Annotated in this window: 14 protein-coding genes; 10 read left to right on the forward strand and 4 right to left on the reverse strand. The window is 58.3% G+C overall.

The features are described from left to right. The first annotated feature begins 4 nt into the window (after nt 1-4). Nucleotides 5-1,597, forward strand: coding sequence for an outer membrane protein transport protein (locus AACX99_RS08035; protein ID WP_339410846.1), 1,593 nt, complete (start codon nt 5-7; stop codon nt 1,595-1,597). Nucleotides 1,598-1,606: 9 nt separating this feature from the next. After that, the gene (locus tag AACX99_RS08040) at nt 1,607-2,755 is read left to right on the forward strand and encodes a MalM family protein (RefSeq protein WP_339410847.1); all 1,149 of its coding nucleotides are present in this window, start codon (nt 1,607-1,609) and stop codon (nt 2,753-2,755) included. Nucleotides 2,756-2,814: 59 nt separating this feature from the next. Here the strand turns inward: AACX99_RS08040 and AACX99_RS08045 are convergent, their stop codons facing one another. The 3 genes from AACX99_RS08045 to rloA are packed head-to-tail and all read right to left on the reverse strand — an operon-like array spanning nt 2,815 to nt 5,874. After that, the gene (locus AACX99_RS08045) at nt 2,815-3,801 is read right to left on the reverse strand and encodes an alpha-L-glutamate ligase-like protein (RefSeq protein ID WP_339410849.1); all 987 of its coding nucleotides are present in this window, start codon (nt 3,799-3,801) and stop codon (nt 2,815-2,817) included. Nucleotides 3,802-3,805: 4 nt separating this feature from the next. After that, entirely contained in the window at nt 3,806-5,332 is a 1,527-nt protein-coding gene (rloB, locus tag AACX99_RS08050; RefSeq protein ID WP_339410851.1) for an osmotic stress tolerance membrane protein RloB, read from the reverse strand. Nucleotides 5,333-5,337: 5 nt separating this feature from the next. Next, nucleotides 5,338-5,874, reverse strand: a complete 537-nt coding sequence (gene rloA, locus AACX99_RS08055; protein WP_339410852.1) for a retropepsin-like aspartic peptidase RloA — start codon at nt 5,872-5,874, stop codon at nt 5,338-5,340. 308 nt (nt 5,875-6,182) lie between these two features. On the opposite strand from rloA, the gene AACX99_RS08060 reads away from it, so the two are divergent. The 5 genes from AACX99_RS08060 to prpF all read left to right on the forward strand — a co-directional run bounded on the left by AACX99_RS08060 (nt 6,183) and on the right by prpF (nt 12,953). Beyond that, a complete protein-coding gene (locus AACX99_RS08060; RefSeq protein ID WP_339410853.1) occupies nt 6,183-6,920 on the forward strand; it encodes a GntR family transcriptional regulator in 738 nt (245 codons plus the stop codon). Next, nucleotides 6,917-7,801: a methylisocitrate lyase gene (gene prpB, locus AACX99_RS08065; RefSeq protein ID WP_339410855.1), complete on the forward strand. Its 885-nt coding sequence runs from the start codon at nt 6,917-6,919 to the stop codon at nt 7,799-7,801. Before AACX99_RS08060 ends, prpB begins: the two co-directional genes overlap by 4 nt. A gap of 69 nt (nt 7,802-7,870) precedes the next feature. Further along, complete coding sequence (gene prpC / locus AACX99_RS08070) at nt 7,871-9,031, forward strand: bifunctional 2-methylcitrate synthase/citrate synthase (protein WP_339410857.1); 1,161 nt, start codon at nt 7,871-7,873, stop codon at nt 9,029-9,031. A gap of 14 nt (nt 9,032-9,045) precedes the next feature. Continuing rightward, entirely contained in the window at nt 9,046-11,655 is a 2,610-nt protein-coding gene (gene acnD, locus AACX99_RS08075) for a Fe/S-dependent 2-methylisocitrate dehydratase AcnD (protein WP_339411456.1), read from the forward strand. A 110-nt stretch (nt 11,656-11,765) separates the two neighbouring features. Continuing rightward, nucleotides 11,766-12,953 (forward strand): 2-methylaconitate cis-trans isomerase PrpF, encoded by a 1,188-nt coding sequence (gene prpF / locus AACX99_RS08080; protein ID WP_339410859.1) that lies wholly within the window; start codon nt 11,766-11,768, stop codon nt 12,951-12,953. A 22-nt stretch (nt 12,954-12,975) separates the two neighbouring features. On the opposite strand, the gene ppsR is transcribed toward prpF, so the two are convergent. Next, nucleotides 12,976-13,794, reverse strand: coding sequence for a posphoenolpyruvate synthetase regulatory kinase/phosphorylase PpsR (ppsR, locus tag AACX99_RS08085; RefSeq protein WP_339410860.1), 819 nt, complete (start codon nt 13,792-13,794; stop codon nt 12,976-12,978). A gap of 220 nt (nt 13,795-14,014) precedes the next feature. Here ppsR and ppsA point away from each other — a divergent pair, with 220 nt between their 5' ends. From ppsA to rraA, 3 genes are all read left to right on the forward strand, one after another. Further along, a complete protein-coding gene (gene ppsA / locus AACX99_RS08090) occupies nt 14,015-16,390 on the forward strand; it encodes a phosphoenolpyruvate synthase (protein WP_339410861.1) in 2,376 nt (791 codons plus the stop codon). Nucleotides 16,391-16,533: 143 nt separating this feature from the next. Further along, nucleotides 16,534-17,541, forward strand: coding sequence for an alpha/beta fold hydrolase (locus AACX99_RS08095; protein WP_339410863.1), 1,008 nt, complete (start codon nt 16,534-16,536; stop codon nt 17,539-17,541). 65 nt (nt 17,542-17,606) lie between these two features. Further along, nucleotides 17,607-18,095 carry a ribonuclease E activity regulator RraA gene (gene rraA, locus AACX99_RS08100; RefSeq protein ID WP_339410865.1) on the forward strand — a complete coding sequence of 163 codons (489 nt, stop codon included), beginning with the start codon at nt 17,607-17,609 and terminating at the stop codon, nt 18,093-18,095. Nucleotides 18,096-18,097: the final 2 nt, after the last annotated feature.

An 18,097-nucleotide genomic window follows, 5' to 3' on the forward strand; every position in this document is an offset into this window, starting at 1 on the left:
TCCTATGAACACGCGAATTTCGCTGCTTACGCAGGCGATTTTTTGGGCAGCCTCGCTCTGCTGCGGGCTCGCCCAGGCCCAGCTGGCGCAAAACCTGACAATTGGCAGCCCCAAGGCCATGGCATTAGGCAACGCGGTAACCGCCGATTTCACCGGTATCGATGCGGTGCATTACAACCCGGCAGCCCTGAGCAAACTCAAGGGCCGGCAAACAACGGTCAAATTCATTACCGGGATGATGGACATTCGCGCTGACTTTGATGCGCCTGATGGTTATGGCGGCAATTTTCTGGGCCTGGATAACGATTCGGTGGCTAATTCGTCCAGTCGAGCAGGTGCGGCGATGATGTATCTGCCGGGTGTTGGGGGCGCAACCGAGTTGCCGATGCTGTTTGCGCCACTGGCCGGGCTGTCCATCACTCCGCCGGGTTCAAAACTGACCTTCGCCACCAATATGTACACGCCCCAAGCGCTTGGCTTTGCCCGTGATGATGACGATCCAGGACGCTATCAGGGTAAGGAGTTGGTGATTCAGCGGCTGACTTATTTCTCACCTTCGCTGGCGTATCAAGTCAACGATGAGTTGTCGGTGGGGCTGTCTATCGGTTTTTCGCATCAGGCCATGGCGCTTAATCAGGACTTTCGTGCGCCGGGCATTCTCACCGGTTTTGTCGGGGTGGCGCAGGAGGCGCTATGCATCGTTGACGGCAACCCGTTCGAAGTTTTCCTGAATATCTGTGGCGGGGAACTGGGGCCCTTTACCGACATCGCCAATATCGACATCGATATGCAGCAGACCCTTTCACCCACTTGGAACGTCGGTTTTCTCTGGGAGCCAAACGACTGGTTTGCCCTCGGTGCGGTGTATCAGAGCGAGGCCAAGATGCGTTTGAAAGGGCGCTATGTGGTGGACTATTCGGAGAATTGGCAGGGTTTCTGGCAGGGCCTGGACGGCTCGTTTATCGGTGCGGTGTTCAATACCCTGACTCCCGATGGCTTGTTTGATAAGGAACAGGGCAATGTTTCGTTGAACATGACCTACCCGGCGCACTTTGCCAGCGGCATCAAGTTCAAGCCGCATGAGCGCTGGCAGATCAACCTGGATGTGAAGTGGACCGACTACGCCGCCTGGGACAAATTCGAGCTGGAGTTCGATCGCCAGCTGGACATCTTGACCATCGCCAGCCTGTTCTCCCCGGAGAATGCCACGTCCACGAGCATCATTCTTGACCGCGGCTATGAGTCCGTCTGGAGCTGGGCCATCGGTGTCGAATACCAAGTCAATGATCGCCTGAGCCTGCGTATGGGTTATGAGCCACGGCCTTCAGCCATCCCTGGCGACAAGGCGGATGTTCTGGCGCCTTTGGGTGACGCCAAGCTCTATGGCCTAGGGCTGGGCTACCAGTGGGATAAGGACACAGTGATTGACCTGGGCTTCAACTACCTGGTCAGCAAGCAGGACATTCCGGCGCGCTCTAGCTGCAATATCAATTGCTCATCCATCGACAGCATGGTGTACAACCCCTATGCCGATTTGGATGTGAAAACCAGCGTCAAAGCCTATGTATTGGCGTTGACCTACCGCACCACTTTCTAGGGTTCAGTTATGCGCATTGTGCTGGTGCTGATGGGTTTTTTGGCGGCTACGCAGGCCAGTGCCAGCGGCCGCTACCTGACCTGGGTCGATGACCAGGGGCGGGTGCACAACAGCTTTGTCGACAATCGTTATATGGCCCATCAACGCACTGCTGCCGGCAATATCCAGCGCAGCGATCAGGCGCGGTTGAATGAGGGTGAGGCAGCGGCCTGGCCTGGTAGTAAGAGCAGTGGTGAAAGCAAGCGGCGCTATTTCACCTGGGTGGATGCCAGCGGCAATCTGCAGAACAGCTTCTACGCCGGCCAGCAAGTGCAGGCCGGCGGTAATGAGATTCTGTTGGGCACTGGCGAGCGCTCCAGTGCCTATATCAGTTCTGACGTACTGGAAGGGCGCGATTTTGCCCGTGACGAGCAGGATGGCCGCTACTTTACCTGGGTGGATGAGCAGGGACGCATGCGTAACTCCAAGGTGCCGCCCAAGGGCGCCAAAGCGCCCACACCCACCTTGCACAATGCGCCGCTGACCCAGGGTAGGGAAGTGACCTTTGACGCCAAGCCGCAGGCCTTGCCAGGCCTGGACGGTCAGCCGACCGCCGCGATGCAGGCCTTGCTGGCCGGAACCGAAGAGAAGGCCAAGGGGCGCTATCAGGCGTTGGTCGAGCGTTGCTGTGGACAATTGAGTGAGGAGGATTTCACCCCCATCAGCGCCGATGAGCCACGTTATGAGGAATTAAATCGCTTTTCCCCCAGCCTGGATTTCCCCATGGGCAAGAGCTATTACGCCGCCCTAAAACTGCCGCGCTCGCAGTACGACTTCGGTTTGCGCATTCGCAGCTTCGCCAACAAGCAGGTGGCTTATCCCTCTTTGTTGTTCCTTGATCAGGCCAAGCAGCCGACGCGCCTAGTCAGTGATGCTGTGTACCAGCTGCATGCCGAAACCTGGTACCGCTACGCATTTATCGAAGGCACGATCCCTGTGCGTGCTGCTGCAGGGGAACACTATGTGTTGCTGCTAACCACGGACGAAGACCGCAGCCTGCAAACGCTGGACAACAAACCCTTCAAGCGCCCGCTGCAGGCGCTGGCAGTCGATGAAGCAGGCATGCAGACCCATGCACACAGCGATGAAGGCGCATTCGAGCTGGCGATTGTGCGTTAGCAAATCAAACAGCCATAAAAAACCCGGACTCGTCCGGGCTTTTTCATTTATCGGCTCAATCAGATCTGCGCAATCGAGACGTGACCAAACAGCTCTTGCGAGAAGCGCACGCGCTCTTCGGCGGTTTCGACGATGCCTTTTTTCTGCAGCTCGGCTATGCGGGCTTCGACGGCGTGGGCGCGGTGGGTCAGGCCGCAGTCGTTGGCGATCTGGATATTCAGGCCGGGGCGGGCGTTGAGTTCGAGAATCAACGGGCCTTTGTCCTGATCCAGCACCATGTCGACGCCGATATAACCCAGTCCGCATAGCTCATAGCAGCCGGCGGCCAGTTTCATGAAGCCGTCCCAGTTGGGCAACTGTACGCCGTCAACCGCGTTGGTGGTGTCTGGGTGCTTGCTGATCTTGTTGTTCAACCAGGTGCCACGCAGAGTCACACCGCTCGCCAGGTCCACGCCGACACCGATGGCGCCCTGGTGCAGGTTGGCTTTGCCACCGGACTGACGGGTTGGCAACCGCAGCATGGCCATTACTGGGTAGCCCATTAGCACGATGATGCGAATATCCGGTACACCTTCGTAGCTGATGCTTTTAAAGATCTGATCCGGGGTGACGCGGTATTCGATCAGCGCGCGGTCGCGATGCCCGCCCAGAGAGTAAAGGCCGGTGAGGATGCTGGATATCTGATGCTCGATCTCCTCGTGGCTGATGATTTTGCCCGAGACCGTTTTGTACTTGTCTTCGAAGCGGTCGGCGATCACCAAGATGCCATCGCCGCCGGCGCCCTGGGCCGGCTTGACCACAAAATCCGGGCGATCACCAATGATTTCGCGCAGCTTGTCGATGCCTTTTTCGGTCTCGATCACGCCGTACATCTCGGGCACATCAATACCGGCTTCGATAGCCCGCTCTTTGGTGATGATCTTGTCATCGACGATCGGGTACAGGTGCCGTTTGTTGTACTTCAGCACGTAGTCCGCGTTACGCCGATTGATGCCCATGATGCCTTTGGCTTCAAGGGCTTTCCACGTCTTGATCAGACCGAACATGGCATTAGTCCTTGAGGAAGGCTTTGAAGCGGAACAGTTCGGTCAGGCGGTAGCCGCGGTAGCGACCCATCGCCAGCATAAAACCTACCAGAATCATCAATACGGCCGGGAAGGTGAAGATGAAATAGCTCAGCTCCGGCACGCTCATCAGCAGGTGCGCCAGTGTCGCAGCGAACAGGGTGCCGATAGCTACTTTGAAGGCATGGCCACCGCCGCGCTCTTCCCAGGTGATCGATAGACGCTCAATAGTCATGGTCAGAATCACCATGGGGAACAGTGCCACCGACAGGCCGCGCTCAAGGCCCAGCTTGTGGCTAAACAAGCTGATGGCAGCGATCAATACCACGACGAAGGTCAGTACCACCGAAAGGCGGGGCAGCATCTGCAGCTTCAGGTGTTCCAGGTAGGAGCGCAGTGACAGACCCAGGGCCGTGATGATGGTGAAGAACATAATGCCGTAGCCCAGTTGCATCTCGCGGAAGGCCAGGGCGATCAGTACCGGGGTGAAGGTGCCGAGTGTCTGCAAACCGCCAAGGTTGCGCAGGATCAGAATCACCAGCACGCCGATCGGGATCATCACCATGATCATGAAGGTCTGCTGAGTCTGCAGTGGTAGGCCATACAGGCTGTATTCGAGGAAGTCGGCGTCGGTATTTTCGTCGGTCAGCTTGGCCAGGCGAATGGCGTTCATCTCGCTGTTGTTCAGACTGAAACTGACTTGCGCCTGTTTGCCGCCTTCGAGTGTGATCAGGCTGTTATCGCCGGTCCACCAGACCAGGCGATCAACTGGCATACCTTGCTCGCCGCTTTCCGGGTTGAAGTACAGCCATTTCTCACCATTGAAACTGCGCAGCCACAGTTCAGGGTTCTGTTGAATATCGGCAGCCAGGCGAATGGTGTGTACGCGCTCCATTGGCACATGGGCAATGGATAGCAGTAGCTCGATGACTTTGGCTTTATTCGAGGTGGAAGCATCGCCGCCCAGCAGCAGTTTGACGTTGTCGTCATTGCTGTTGTTCACGCGTTTGATGGTTTCGCTGATAAAGGTTTCAACGTCCGCCGAGTGCTGGCGAATCGGCGCGAGCAGTGCTTCGGCGGCAATTTTCTCGGCGCCCTCGACCGGGATGCTGTCGCGGAAGATAGGTCCTTTAGCCTTGGCCTGTTCACCGCTGTAGCGCTTGGTCAGCACCAGCCGGTAGTAGAGGGTCTGCTTGCCACTGGCGCGGCGGGCGGACCAGGTGACTTTGCGGTTGCCATCGGCACGGTTGATGCTCACGCCGTAGTTATTCGAGATAAAGCTCTCATTCAGGCTGACGTAATCTTGGGCCAGGGGCGGCACGAACATCTGCAACTTGACCGGCTCGCGTGGGCTGGCCTGAAATTCGACTTTGGCGTCGATGTTCCATAAATCATCAGTCTCGTCTTCGGTCATCGGAATACCGAGAATGAAAATCTGATAGGCCGTGATCAGAACGCCCAGACTCACTAGGACTATGACCAAGACTTTCAGGTGAAGGGTAAGAGAGCGCATGGAAGTTACTCGCCAAGGTTTGCGTCAGGGGCGCAGGCAGGTCTGCCTGCTGCGTATTTAAGACTCGGATCGACTAGGGCTGAAAAGCGTTTAAGCGCCTCGGAGCCTATCAACAGCGGGTATTGGAATGCGCTGCGGTCGGTCAAGTTCACTTCAATAGTGCGTAAAGCATTGCCCATGCATACATCCATATCGATCACGGGGCGTGCGGTATAGGTTTTTTCTTCATCTGGATCATAGTCCCCCGCACGCCGTTTGATTTTGCTGATGCGTGCTAAAGGGCGCTCAATTGGGTTGCTGTGGGCTTCGTCGATGGCCAGGTAGAAGCGCACCCAGGTTTCACCATCGCGCTTGAAACGCTTGATGTCGCGAGCGCTGAGTGAAGCGGTTTTGGCACCTGTGTCGAGCTTGGCGGCCAGCTTCAGATCAAGGTCGAATAATCTGACGTATTCATTAAGCCCATAGACTGTCTTTTCCGCAGCCAGGCTCAGGCTGGGAGCAAGTAGCAGGCATAGCAGCAGGATGGGGGGCTTGAATGTCATAAGTCCTGAGGGCGTGGCGTTCACGATGGGGCGAGCAAATTAATGTCGGTCGCGCGTGGTGCTATTGGCGGGCCTGGGGTTGGAGTCTAGCAGGCAGGCGGAAATTCCTCTGCAAGCGTTAAACGGGGCGCATTCTATCATGGGCTTTTTCAGTCAGGACAGGCGCTTATAAGCGTTTATGCAAGTAACGTCGCGGCTGTAGAGGACTAAAGTCGTAATGGACACTGTCAACAATGTTGTTGAGTTGTTTGACACTTTACCCTTGCAGGAGTAATTTTCAGGCACTTAATTCGCGCAGTGTTGACAATATGCTTGATGTCATTGAGCCGCTAGAGTCCAGTCAAGAAGACTCGGAAACCCTTTCCGAACAGGTTTTTCGGCGTATTCAGGCTGCCATCGTTAAGGGCGAAATTGCTCCCGGCAGCAAGATTTCTGAGCCTGAGCTGGCGCGCACCTACGGCATCAGCCGTGGCCCGCTGCGTGAGGCGATTCACCGTCTGGAAGGCCAGCGATTGCTGGTACGTGTGCCGCATATCGGCGCGCGGGTGGTCTCGCTTAGCCATGCCGAGCTGGTCGAACTCTATGAAATTCGTGAGTCCCTGGAAGGTATGGCTTGTCGCCTAGCTGCCGAGCGCATGACCCAGGCGGAAATCGATGAGCTGCGCGCTGTGCTCGACTTGCATGAGCAGGACACTGCCTTTAAAGCCGGGGTCGGCTACTACCAGCAGGAAGGCGATTTCGACTTTCACTACCGGATCATCCAAGGCAGCGGTAACAAGACCCTGACCCAAATGCTCTGCGGCGAGCTGTATCAACTGGTGCGCATGTATCGCCTGCAGTTCTCCGCCACGCCGAACCGGCCTCACCAGGCGTTCGCTGAACACCACCGCATTCTCGATGCCATTGCCGACCGTGACGGTGAGCTGGCCGAGCTATTGATGCGCCGGCATATCGGTGCCTCCAAACGTAATATCGAGCGCCACTACGCCATCAGCATGGGGCAGGGCGCGCATCCCAAGACAGCCAAACCCCGAGGTGATTCATGAGCTTGAAGAGTCCAGGCCAGCGTTTCCGCGATGCCGTTGCCGAAGAGCACCCGCTACAAGTGATCGGCGCGATCAACGCCAACCATGCATTGCTGGCTAAACGCGCTGGTTTTAAGGCTATCTATCTGTCTGGCGGCGGCGTGGCCGCAGGTTCTCTGGGCCTGCCGGACCTGGGCATCACCGGTCTGGATGACGTGCTGACCGACGTGCGTCGCATCACTGATGTGTGCGACCTACCGCTGCTGGTGGATGTTGACACCGGCTTCGGCAGCTCGGCGTTCAACGTCGCGCGCACCGTCAAGTCGATGATCAAGTTCGGCGCGGCGGCGATTCATATCGAAGATCAGGTCGGTGCCAAGCGTTGCGGTCACCGTCCTAATAAAGAGATCGTCACCCAGCAGGAAATGGTCGACCGTATCAAGGCCGCCGTCGATGCCCGCACCGATGACAGCTTTGTGATCATGGCGCGTACCGATGCTCTGGCGGTTGAAGGCTTGAACTCGGCGCTGGACCGCGCTGCCGCCTGCATCGAGGCCGGTGCCGACATGATCTTCCCGGAAGCCATCACCGAACTGGCCATGTACAAGACCTTCGCCGACCGGGTGAAAGCACCGATTTTGGCCAATATCACCGAATTCGGTGCCACGCCGCTGTATACAACCGAAGAGCTGGCTGCGGTGGATGTCGGCCTGGTGTTGTACCCGCTGTCGGCCTTCCGCGCTATGAACAAGGCGGCCGAGAACGTCTATATGGCCGTGCGCCGCGACGGCACGCAGAAAAATGTGGTCGACACCATGCAAACCCGCATGGAGCTGTACGAGCGCATCAATTATCACGCCTTCGAGCAGAGCCTCGACGCGCTGTTTGCCGCCAAAAAATAACCGGAACGCAGGCAGTAGCCGCCGGCTTAAAAAGAACAACCGACCGGATCGGATGAGGAGAGATTAGCGATGAGTGCGACCCCAGAAACCACCCCAGGCTTCAAACCGAAAAAATCCGTGGCCCTGAGCGGCACCGCCGCCGGTAATACCGCGCTGTGCACGGTCGGCCGCACTGGCAACGACCTGCATTACCGCGGTTATGATGTGCTCGACTTTGCCAATCGCTGCGACTTCGAAGAAATCGCCCACCTGCTGGTGCACGGCAAGCTGCCCAACGTTGCTGAGCTGGCTGCCTACAAGGCTAAGCTTAAAGCGCTACGTGGTATTCCGGCAGCGCTCAAGGTGTCTCTCGAACAACTGCCGCCGTCGGCGCACCCGATGGACGTGATGCGCACCGCGGTGTCGGTGCTCGGTTGTGTGTCACCGGAGAAGGATGATCACAACCATCCGGGGGCTCGCGATATCGCTGACAAGCTGATGGCTTCGCTGGGTTCCGCGTTGCTCTATTGGTATCACTTCAGCCACAACGGCAAGCGTATCGATGTGGAAACCGACGACGATTCCATCGGCGGTCATTTCCTACATTTGCTGCACGGTGAGAAGCCACGAGAGTCCTGGGTGCGCGCCATGCACACCTCGCTCAATCTTTACGCTGAGCACGAATTCAACGCCTCCACCTTCACTTCACGGGTGATCGCCGGCACTGGTTCGGATATGTATTCCTGCATCGCCGGCGGCATCGGCGCGTTGCGCGGGCCGAAACACGGCGGTGCTAATGAAGTGGCCTTCGAGATCCAGAAACGCTACGACAACGCCGATGAGGCTGAGGCCGATATCCGCGCCCGCGTGGAGAAGAAGGAAGTGGTGATCGGTTTCGGTCACCCGGTCTACACCGTGAGCGATCCGCGTAACAAGGTGATCAAGGACGTGGCCCGCGAGCTGTCGGTAGAGCAAGGCAACATGAAGATGTACGACATTGCTGAGCGTCTAGAGAGCACCATGTGGGAAGTCAAGAAGATGTTCCCCAACCTCGATTGGTTCAGCGCCGTCAGCTACCACATGATGGGCGTGCCGACGGCCATGTTTACTCCACTGTTCGTTATCGCCCGCACCTCCGGCTGGTCCAGCCATGTGATCGAGCAACGCATCGACGGCAAGATCATCCGCCCCAGCGCCAACTATGTGGGCCCGGAAGATCTTAAGTTCGTGCCGCTCAAGGATCGCAAATAATCATGAACAGCCCGCTGAATACTCAGTATCGCAAGCCTCTGCCCGGCACTGCGCTGGACTACTTCGACACCCGTGAGGCGGTGGATGCCATCGCCCCCGGGGCCTATGCCAAGCTACCCTACGTATCCCGTGTGCTGGCCGAGCAGTTGGTGCGGCGCTGTGAGCCGGCCGCGTTGACCGATTCGCTCAAGCAGCTGATCGAGCGCAAGCAGGACCTGGATTTTCCCTGGTATCCGGCTCGCGTGGTCTGCCACGACATCCTCGGTCAGACCGCTCTGGTCGACTTGGCCGGCCTGCGTGATGCCATCGCCGAGAAAGGTGGTGATCCGTCCAAGGTCAACCCGGTGGTGCCGACCCAGCTGATTGTCGACCACTCCTTGGCTGTGGAAGCGGCGGGCTTCGACCCGGACTCCTTTGCCAAGAACCGCGCTATCGAAGACCGGCGCAATGAGGATCGTTTTCACTTTATCGAGTGGACCAAAACCGCGTTCAAGAACGTCGACGTGATCCCGGCCGGTAACGGCATCATGCACCAGATCAACCTGGAGAAAATGAGCCCGGTGATTCAGGCGCGCGGCGGTGTAGCCTTCCCAGACACCTGCGTGGGCACCGACTCGCACACCCCGCACGTCGATGCCCTGGGTGTTATCGCCATTGGCGTTGGCGGTCTGGAAGCCGAAACCGTGATGCTCGGCCTCCCGTCGATGATGCGCCTGCCTGACATCGTCGGTGTTGAGCTGACTGGCAAGCGCCAGCCCGGCATTACCGCCACCGATATCGTCTTGGCCATTACCGAGTTTCTGCGCAAAGAGCGCGTAGTCGGAGCCTGGGTCGAGTTCTTTGGTGCAGGTGCCAACAGCCTGACCATCGGTGATCGCGCGACCATCTCCAACATGTGCCCGGAATACGGCGCCACTGCCTCGATGTTTTACATCGATCAGCAAACCATCGATTACCTCAAACTCACCGGTCGTGAGCCAGAGCAGATCGAGCTGGTCGAGAATTACGCCAAGACCTCCGGCCTGTGGGCCGATGCATTGGTCGGCGCCGAGTACGAGCGCGTGCTGAGCTTCGATCTGTCGACTGTCGTGCGCAACATGGCCGGTCCGTCCAACCCGCACAAACGCCTGCCGACTTCGGCACTGCAAGAGCGCGGTATCGCTGGCGATGCCATGCTGGCGGCGTCCAAGATCGAGGAAGCCGAAGGTCTGCTGCCTGATGGTGCGGTGATCATCGCTGCCATCACCAGCTGCACCAACACCTCTAACCCGCGCAACGTGGTTGCAGCTGGCCTGCTGGCGAAAAAGGCCAACGAGCTGGGCCTGCTGCGTAAGCCGTGGGTCAAGACGTCCTTCGCTCCGGGGTCCAAGGTCGCCAAGCTGTACCTGGAAGACGCCGGCCTGCTGACCGAGCTGGAAAAACTCGGCTTCGGCATCGTCGGCTATGCCTGCACCACCTGCAACGGCATGTCCGGTGCACTGGACCCGGTAATCCAGCAGGAAATCATCGAGCGCGACCTGTACGCCACCGCCGTGCTGTCGGGTAACCGTAACTTCGACGGTCGCATCCACCCCTACGCTAAGCAGGCCTTCCTGGCCTCGCCGCCCCTGGTGGTGGCCTACGCCATCGCCGGTACCGTGCGCTTTGATATCGAGCAGGGCGTGCTGGGCACCGATAAAGCGGGCAACCCGATCACCCTGAAGGACCTGTGGCCGAGCGACGAGGAAATCGACGCTATCGTTGCCGCCTCGGTGAAGCCGGAGCAGTTCAAGCAGATCTACATCCCGATGTTCGATCTGGGCACCATTGTCGAAGCTGAAAGCCCGCTGTACGACTGGCGCCCGATGTCCACCTATATCCGTCGTCCGCCATACTGGGAAGGCGCGTTGGCCGGCGAACGGACGCTCAAAGGCATGCTGCCGCTGGCGATCCTGCCGGACAACATCACCACCGACCACCTGTCGCCGTCCAACGCGATCCAGATGAGCTCGGCCGCTGGTGAATACCTGCACAAGATGGGCCTGCCGGAGGAGGACTTCAACTCCTACGCCACCCACCGCGGCGATCATCTGACGGCGCAGCGAGCCACGTTCGCCAACAAAGAACTGGTCAATGAAATGGCCGTTGTTGATGGCGTTGTGAAAAAGGGTTCGCTGGCACGCGTCGAGCCGGAAGGCAAAGTCATGCGCATGTGGGAGGCGATCGAAACCTATATGACCCGCAAGCAGAACCTGATCATCGTTGCCGGTGCCGACTACGGCCAGGGCAGCTCCCGTGACTGGGCAGCCAAGGGTGTGCGCCTGGCCGGTGTGGAAGTGATTGTGGCCGAAGGCTTCGAGCGCATTCACCGGACCAACCTGGTCGGCATGGGCGTGCTGCCGGTCGAGTTCAAGCCGGGTACTACCCGCCTGACCCTCGGCCTCGACGGCACTGAAACTTACGACATCCAGGGCGATGTGTCGCCACGCTGCGAGCTGACCCTGGTGGTCAATCGCCGCAATGGTGATGTGATCAAAGTGCCAGTGACCTGTCGCCTGGACACTGCGGCCGAGGTGCATGTGTATAAGGCGGGTGGCGTGCTGCAGCGTTTCGCCCAGGACTTCCTCGAAGGCGCCGTCGCCTGATCCCGTAGGGTGGATGGCGCTTTTCCATCCACCGTTTTCGCGCACAGGTGGTGGATCGGTGAAGCGTGATTCACCCTACGGCAATTTCACTCTTCAGCCAGGATCAAGCCATGGCTCATCTACCCCAGATTAGAATTCCCGCCACCTATATGCGTGGCGGCACCAGCAAGGGCGTGTTCTTCCGCCTGCAGGACCTGCCACCAAGCTGCCAGGTGCCGGGGGCGGCACGCGATGCGCTGTTTATGCGGGTGATCGGTAGTCCCGATCCGTATGCCGCGCAGATTGACGGCATGGGCGGCGCCACCTCATCGACCTCCAAGTGCGTGATCCTGTCGAAAAGCAGCCAGCCGGAGCATGACGTCGACTACCTCTATGGCCAGGTCTCCATCGACAAGGCCTTTGTCGACTGGAGCGGCAACTGCGGCAACCTGTCTACCGGTGCCGGCGCTTTTGCCATCCATGCCGGGCTGGTCGACCCTGCGCGTATTCCGGATAACGGCGTGTGCGTGGTGCGTATCTGGCAGGCGAATATCCAGAAAACCATCATCGCCCATGTACCGGTCAGCAATGGCCAGGTGCAGGAAACCGGCGATTTCGAGCTGGACGGCGTGACCTTTCCCGCTGCCGAGATCGTGCTGGAGTTTCTCGATCCATCCGATGATGGCGAGGAGGGTGGCTCGATGTTTCCCACCGGCAACCTGGTCGACGACCTGGACGTGCCAGGTGTCGGCACTTTCAAGGCGACCATGATCACCGCCGGTATCCCGACCGTGTTCGTCAATGCCGAAGACATCGGCTACAGCGGCACTGAGCTGCGTGAGCAAATCAACGGCGACCCTGAGCAACTGGCGCGCTTCGAGAAAATCCGTGTGGCTGGCGCCTTGCGCATGGGCCTTATCAAAACAGCGGAAGAGGCACTGACCCGGCAGCACACGCCGAAAATCGCCTTTGTTGCCAAACCCAAGGATTACGTTTCGTCCAGCGGTAAGACAGTACGGGCTGCGGAAATCGATCTGCTGGTGCGTGCGCTGTCTATGGGCAAGTTGCATCACGCGATGATGGGTACCTGCGCGGTGGCCATCGGTACTGCAGCAGCGATTCCCGGCACCTTGGTCAATCTGGCAGCAGGTGGCCGTGCATGCGAGTCGGTGCGTTTCGGTCATCCATCCGGCACCTTGCGCGTTGGTGCGCAGGCGGCTCTGGTCGACGGTCAGTGGACGGTGACCAAGGCCATTATGTCGCGCAGCGCACGGATATTGATGGAAGGTTGGGTTCGCGTACCAGGCGATATTTTGTAGATTAATGAGAAGGTTATGCGGGTTATTTGAGGCGACGCTCAACACCTTTTTCCACTAGGATTTTCGCGGAGATTTCCTCAACCGAAAAATGGGTGGAGTTGATATAGGCGATGCTCTCGCGGCGGAACAGGTTTTCCACCTCGCGCACTTCGAACTCGCACTGGGCGAAGCTGGCGTAGCGGCTGTTGGGTTTGCGTTCGTGGCGGATAGCGGTAAGGCGGTCCGGGTCGATGGTCAGGCCAAACAGTTTGTCTTTGTACTTCTTCAGCGACGCTGGCAGCTGCAAGCGCTCCATGTCGTCTTCGGTCAGTGGGTAGTTGGCCGCGCGGATGCCGTACTGCATGGCCATATACAGGCAGGTCGGGGTTTTGCCGCAGCGTGATACGCCGACCAGGATTAGGTCAGCCTTGTCGTAATAGTGGGTGCGCGCACCGTCGTCGTTGTCGAGGGCGAAATTGACTGCCTCAATGCGTTCCATGTAATTCGAGTTGTGGCCGATGGAGTGCGATTTGCCGACCGAATACGAGGAGTGAGAAGTCAGTTCTTGTTCGAGCGGCGCAAGGAAACTCGCAAAAATATCGATCATGAACCCTTCGGACTCTGCCAGGATGTCGCGAATGTCCTGGTTGACGATGGTGTCGAAGATGATCGGACGAGAGCCGTCTTTCTCTGCGGCGCTATTGATTTGTTGTACCATTGCGCGCGCTTTTTCCACGCTGTCGATGTAGGGGCGCGTGAGTTTGGTAAAGTCGATGGTTTCAAACTGAGCCAGCAGGCTTTGGCCCAGGGTTTCGGCAGTGATGCCGGTGCCATCAGAGATGAAAAAAGCGGTTCGTTTCATTTGCGCCATGGGCCTTAAGCTGAGGACGAATCTTGGCTATCATAGGCCCGCCGTTGCAGGGCCGATCTGGTCGGCATTGTTACTTATTTTCCAGGGCCAGGCCACAATCGTGCGGGCATGTATGCCGCCGAACTTTCCCTGCCTTAAGATGGTCTGTTCAAGCTGTAAGCAATCTTGGACAGGTTCTGAGCTTTTCCAACAATTTAGTGGAGAGATCACCTTGGTAGAGTACGTAGTTTCCCTCGATAAGCTCGGCAATCATGATGTTGAGCACGTAGGGGGCAAGAACGCCTCCCTGGGCGAGATGATCAGCAATCTTGCTGGTGCCGGAGTTTCGGTGCCCGGTGGTTTCGCCACCACAGCCCAGGCCTACCGAGACTTTCTCGAGCTGAGCGGCCTGAATGCGCAGATTCATGAGGCCTTGGATGCCTTAGATGTTGATGACGTCAATGCCCTGGCCAAAACCGGTGCGCAGATCCGCCAGTGGGTGATGGATGCCTCCTTCCCTGAGGAGTTGAACAGCCAGATCCGCAGCGCATTCGCCGAAATGGCTGGCGGCAACGAGAATATGGCCGTTGCTGTGCGCTCCTCGGCCACAGCCGAAGATCTGCCGGATGCTTCCTTTGCCGGTCAGCAGGAAACCTTCCTGAATATTCGCGGCGTGGACAACGTAATCCGCGCAGCCAAAGAGGTATTCGCCTCGCTGTTCAACGACCGCGCCATCGCCTACCGCGTGCATCAGGGCTTCGACCACAAACTGGTCGCCCTGTCCGCCGGCGTGCAGCGCATGGTGCGTTCGGAAACTGGCACGGCTGGCGTGATGTTCACCCTGGATACCGAGTCGGGCTTCCGCGACGTGGTGTTTATCACCGGCGCCTATGGCCTCGGTGAAACTGTGGTGCAGGGTGCGGTCAACCCGGACGAGTTTTACGTGCACAAGCAGACCCTGGAAGCAGGGCGCCCGGCCATTCTGCGTCGCAACCTGGGCAGCAAAGCGATCAAGATGATCTACGGCGACGAAGCAAAGGCCGGCAAATCGGTCAAGGTGGTCGATGTGGATCGCGCCGAGCGTGCGCGCTTCTGCCTGACGGATGCCGAGGTCAGCGAGCTGGCCAAACAGGCGATGATCATCGAGAAGCACTACGGCCGCCCGATGGATATCGAGTGGGCCAAAGACGGTGACGATGGCAAGCTGTATATCGTTCAGGCGCGCCCTGAGACCGTTAAAAGCCGCACCAATGTCAATGTGATGGAGCGTTACCTGCTCAAGGAAACCGGCACCGTGCTGGTGGAAGGTCGGGCAATCGGTCAGAAGATCGGTGCAGGCCGCGTGCGGGTTATCCATGACGTGTCCGAAATGGACAAAGTCCAGCCTGGCGATGTGCTGGTTTCCGACATGACCGACCCGGATTGGGAACCGGTGATGAAGCGCGCCAGCGCCATCGTCACCAACCGAGGCGGGCGTACCTGCCACGCGGCGATCATCGCCCGTGAGCTGGGCATTCCGGCGGTCGTCGGCTGTGGTAACGCCACCCAGGTGCTGAAAGACGGCATGGGTGTGACAGTTTCCTGCGCCGAGGGCGACACCGGCTTTATATTCGAAGGCGAGTTGGGCTTCGATATCCGCAAGAATTCGGTCGATGCAATGCCGGATCTGCCGTTCAAAATCATGATGAACGTCGGCAACCCCGACCGCGCCTTCGATTTCGCTCAGCTGCCCAACGAAGGTGTCGGCCTGGCGCGTCTGGAATTCATCATCAACCGCATGATCGGCGTGCACCCCAAAGCGCTGCTGAATTTCGCGGGCTTGCCGCCGGAGATCAAGGATAGCGTTGAAAAACGTATCGCCGGTTACGACGATCCGGTCAATTTCTACGTCGAGAAGCTGGTCGAGGGCATCAGCACTCTGGCTGCGGCGTTCTGGCCGAAGAAGGTCATCGTGCGCCTGTCGGACTTCAAGTCCAACGAATACGCCAACCTGATCGGCGGCAAGCTGTACGAGCCGGAAGAAGAAAACCCGATGCTGGGTTTCCGCGGCGCCTCGCGCTATATCAGCGAATCGTTCCGCGATTGCTTCGAGCTGGAATGCCGCGCGCTGAAGAAAGTGCGTAACGAGATGGGCCTGACCAACGTTGAAATCATGGTGCCGTTCGTACGGACCCTCGGCGAAGCCAGCCAAGTAGTTGATCTGCTGGCGCAGAATGGTTTGGCGCGCGGACAGGATGGCCTGAAAATCATCATGATGTGCGAACTGCCGTCCAACGCGATTCTGGCGGAAGAGTTCCTTGAGTTCTTCGACGGTTTCTCTATCGGCTCCAATGACCTGACTCAGCTCACTCTGGGCCTGGATCGTGACTCCGGCATCATCGCGCACCTGTTCGATGAGCGTAATCCGGCGGTGAAGAAGCTGCTGAGCAACGCCATCCAGGCCTGTAACAAGGCGGGCAAGTACATCGGTATCTGCGGTCAGGGGCCATCGGATCATCCGGATCTGGCGCGCTGGCTGATGGAGCAGGGCATCGAAAGCGTGTCGCTGAACCCGGATTCGGTACTTGATACCTGGTTCTTCCTGGCCGAAGGACAAGCGCCGGCCTGATAGAGCTGTTAAACCTCGATTCAAGGGCGGGTTGATCCTGCCCTTTTTTGTGCCAGTACATACCTGTGCTGCACTCCTCCGGGCCGTCGTTTGCGACGTGAAAGAATTGCTCCCGGCAATTTGTTGTACCAGAGCGAAGATAGATGCAAAGCAGCAGTGAGCTTTTCCCCGTCGCCTTGATCAGCGCGGAGTTGCGTGGCGATTTTAGCGAGGATGTCTATCGCCTTAAACCTGGCAATAGCCCGGACAGCAGTGTCGAGCTGGCCCTGACTCGCCTCGGCCGCGCCGGATATGAGCAGGATCGTGGCGTACCGGTGATTCTGCTTCCCGGCAGTTTTTCTAATCGACGTTTCTGGTATTCGCCCAAATGCATTGGCCTGGGACCTTACCTGGCGCGTGCCGGTTTTGATGTGTGGATCGCCGAGATGCGCGGCCATGGCTTGTCGCCGCGTAATCGCGACTATTCGCGCAACACAGTCAGTGACTACGTGCGCTACGACCTGCCGGCCATTGCCGATTTTATTTACGAGCAAAACCCGCAAAAAGCCCACTGGCTGGGGCATTCGCTTGGCGGGATTACGCTCGCCGGGGCGCTCGGTGGGCATTACCTGAGTGAAGACAGAATCGCCTCCGGCGTACTGTTCGGCAGTCAGGTCAGCCGGGTTTATTGGCCGCTGAAATTGCCACCGCTGGAGTGGGGCAGTCGCTTACTGCTTAAACGTTTCTCGGTAATTTCCGGCCCGCGGCTCAAGCGTGGTCCGGAGGATGAGCCGATTGGCCTGGCGCTAGAAAGCCTGCGCTGGCATGGGCTATTCGGCCGTTTTGGTGATGCTGAACGCGATTGGTGGGCTGGTCTGGCCGAGGTGCGTGTACCGATCATGGCTGTGGCTGCGCTGGGCGATCAACAGGATCCGGCTTGGGCATGCGAAAAGTTGCTCAAGCAATTTGGCTCGCCCTTGAGCGAGTTTCTTTGTTTAGGTAAGAAACATGGCTTTAGCGGTGATTTCGGCCATGTCGAAATGCTCGTCAGCAAAGAAGCGCAACGCGAGGTCTGGCCGCTGGTTGAGCAGTGGTTGCTTAAGAGTCCGCAGGTGGCTGCTGAGGTTGAAAGTGCCGAGTTAGAGCGCAACAAAGCCGTTTTGCCAGATTAAGTTTTGCGACTAGTATCTGGCCTGCACTGGTCTATACGTCCATCTCTCTTTCAAGGAGTTTTGCCATGCACTACATCACCCCTGATCTATGTGACGCCTACCCGGAGCTGATCCAGGTGGTTGAACCGATGTTCAGCAACTTTGGCGGCCGCGACTCCTTTGGCGGCGAGATCGTCACCGTCAAGTGCTTCGAGGACAACTCGCTGGTCAAGGAGCAGGTCGACCAGCCGGGCAAAGGCAAAGTGTTGGTAGTCGACGGTGGCGCCTCCATGCGCCGCGCGCTGCTGGGCGATATGCTCGCCGAGAAAGCTGCGAAGAATGGCTGGGAAGGCATTGTGGTGTATGGCTGTGTGCGCGATGTCGACGTACTGGCGCAAACCGACCTGGGCATCCAGGCCCTGGCCAGCCACCCGATGAAAACCGACAAGCGCGGTATCGGTGACCTCAATGTCGCGGTGACCTTCGGTGGCGTGACCTTTCGCCCAGGCGAGTTTATCTATGCCGATAACAATGGTGTGATCATCTCGCCGTCTGCGCTGCAGATGCCGGAGTAGGG

The organism is Pseudomonas sp. EA_35y_Pfl2_R5 (assembly GCF_963970805.1).
Taxonomy (GTDB): domain Bacteria; phylum Pseudomonadota; class Gammaproteobacteria; order Pseudomonadales; family Pseudomonadaceae; genus Aquipseudomonas.

Excerpts from the sequence above, each read along its gene's own strand:
- AACX99_RS08040 (WP_339410847.1), top strand. The coding sequence starts at position 1,607 with ATGCGCATTGTGCTGGTGCTGATGGGTTTTTTGGCGGCTACGCAGGCC.
- rraA (WP_339410865.1), top strand. The coding sequence starts at position 17,607 with ATGCACTACATCACCCCTGATCTATGTGACGCCTACCCGGAGCTGATC.
- prpC (WP_339410857.1), top strand. The coding sequence starts at position 7,871 with ATGAGTGCGACCCCAGAAACCACCCCAGGCTTCAAACCGAAAAAATCC.
- prpF (WP_339410859.1), top strand. The coding sequence starts at position 11,766 with ATGGCTCATCTACCCCAGATTAGAATTCCCGCCACCTATATGCGTGGC.
- ppsR (WP_339410860.1), bottom strand. The coding sequence starts at position 13,794 with ATGAAACGAACCGCTTTTTTCATCTCTGATGGCACCGGCATCACTGCC.
- prpB (WP_339410855.1), top strand. The coding sequence starts at position 6,917 with ATGAGCTTGAAGAGTCCAGGCCAGCGTTTCCGCGATGCCGTTGCCGAA.
- AACX99_RS08045 (WP_339410849.1), bottom strand. The coding sequence starts at position 3,801 with ATGTTCGGTCTGATCAAGACGTGGAAAGCCCTTGAAGCCAAAGGCATC.
- AACX99_RS08060 (WP_339410853.1), top strand. The coding sequence starts at position 6,183 with ATGCTTGATGTCATTGAGCCGCTAGAGTCCAGTCAAGAAGACTCGGAA.
- AACX99_RS08035 (WP_339410846.1), top strand. The coding sequence starts at position 5 with ATGAACACGCGAATTTCGCTGCTTACGCAGGCGATTTTTTGGGCAGCC.
- AACX99_RS08095 (WP_339410863.1), top strand. The coding sequence starts at position 16,534 with ATGCAAAGCAGCAGTGAGCTTTTCCCCGTCGCCTTGATCAGCGCGGAG.
- rloB (WP_339410851.1), bottom strand. The coding sequence starts at position 5,332 with ATGCGCTCTCTTACCCTTCACCTGAAAGTCTTGGTCATAGTCCTAGTG.
- rloA (WP_339410852.1), bottom strand. The coding sequence starts at position 5,874 with ATGACATTCAAGCCCCCCATCCTGCTGCTATGCCTGCTACTTGCTCCC.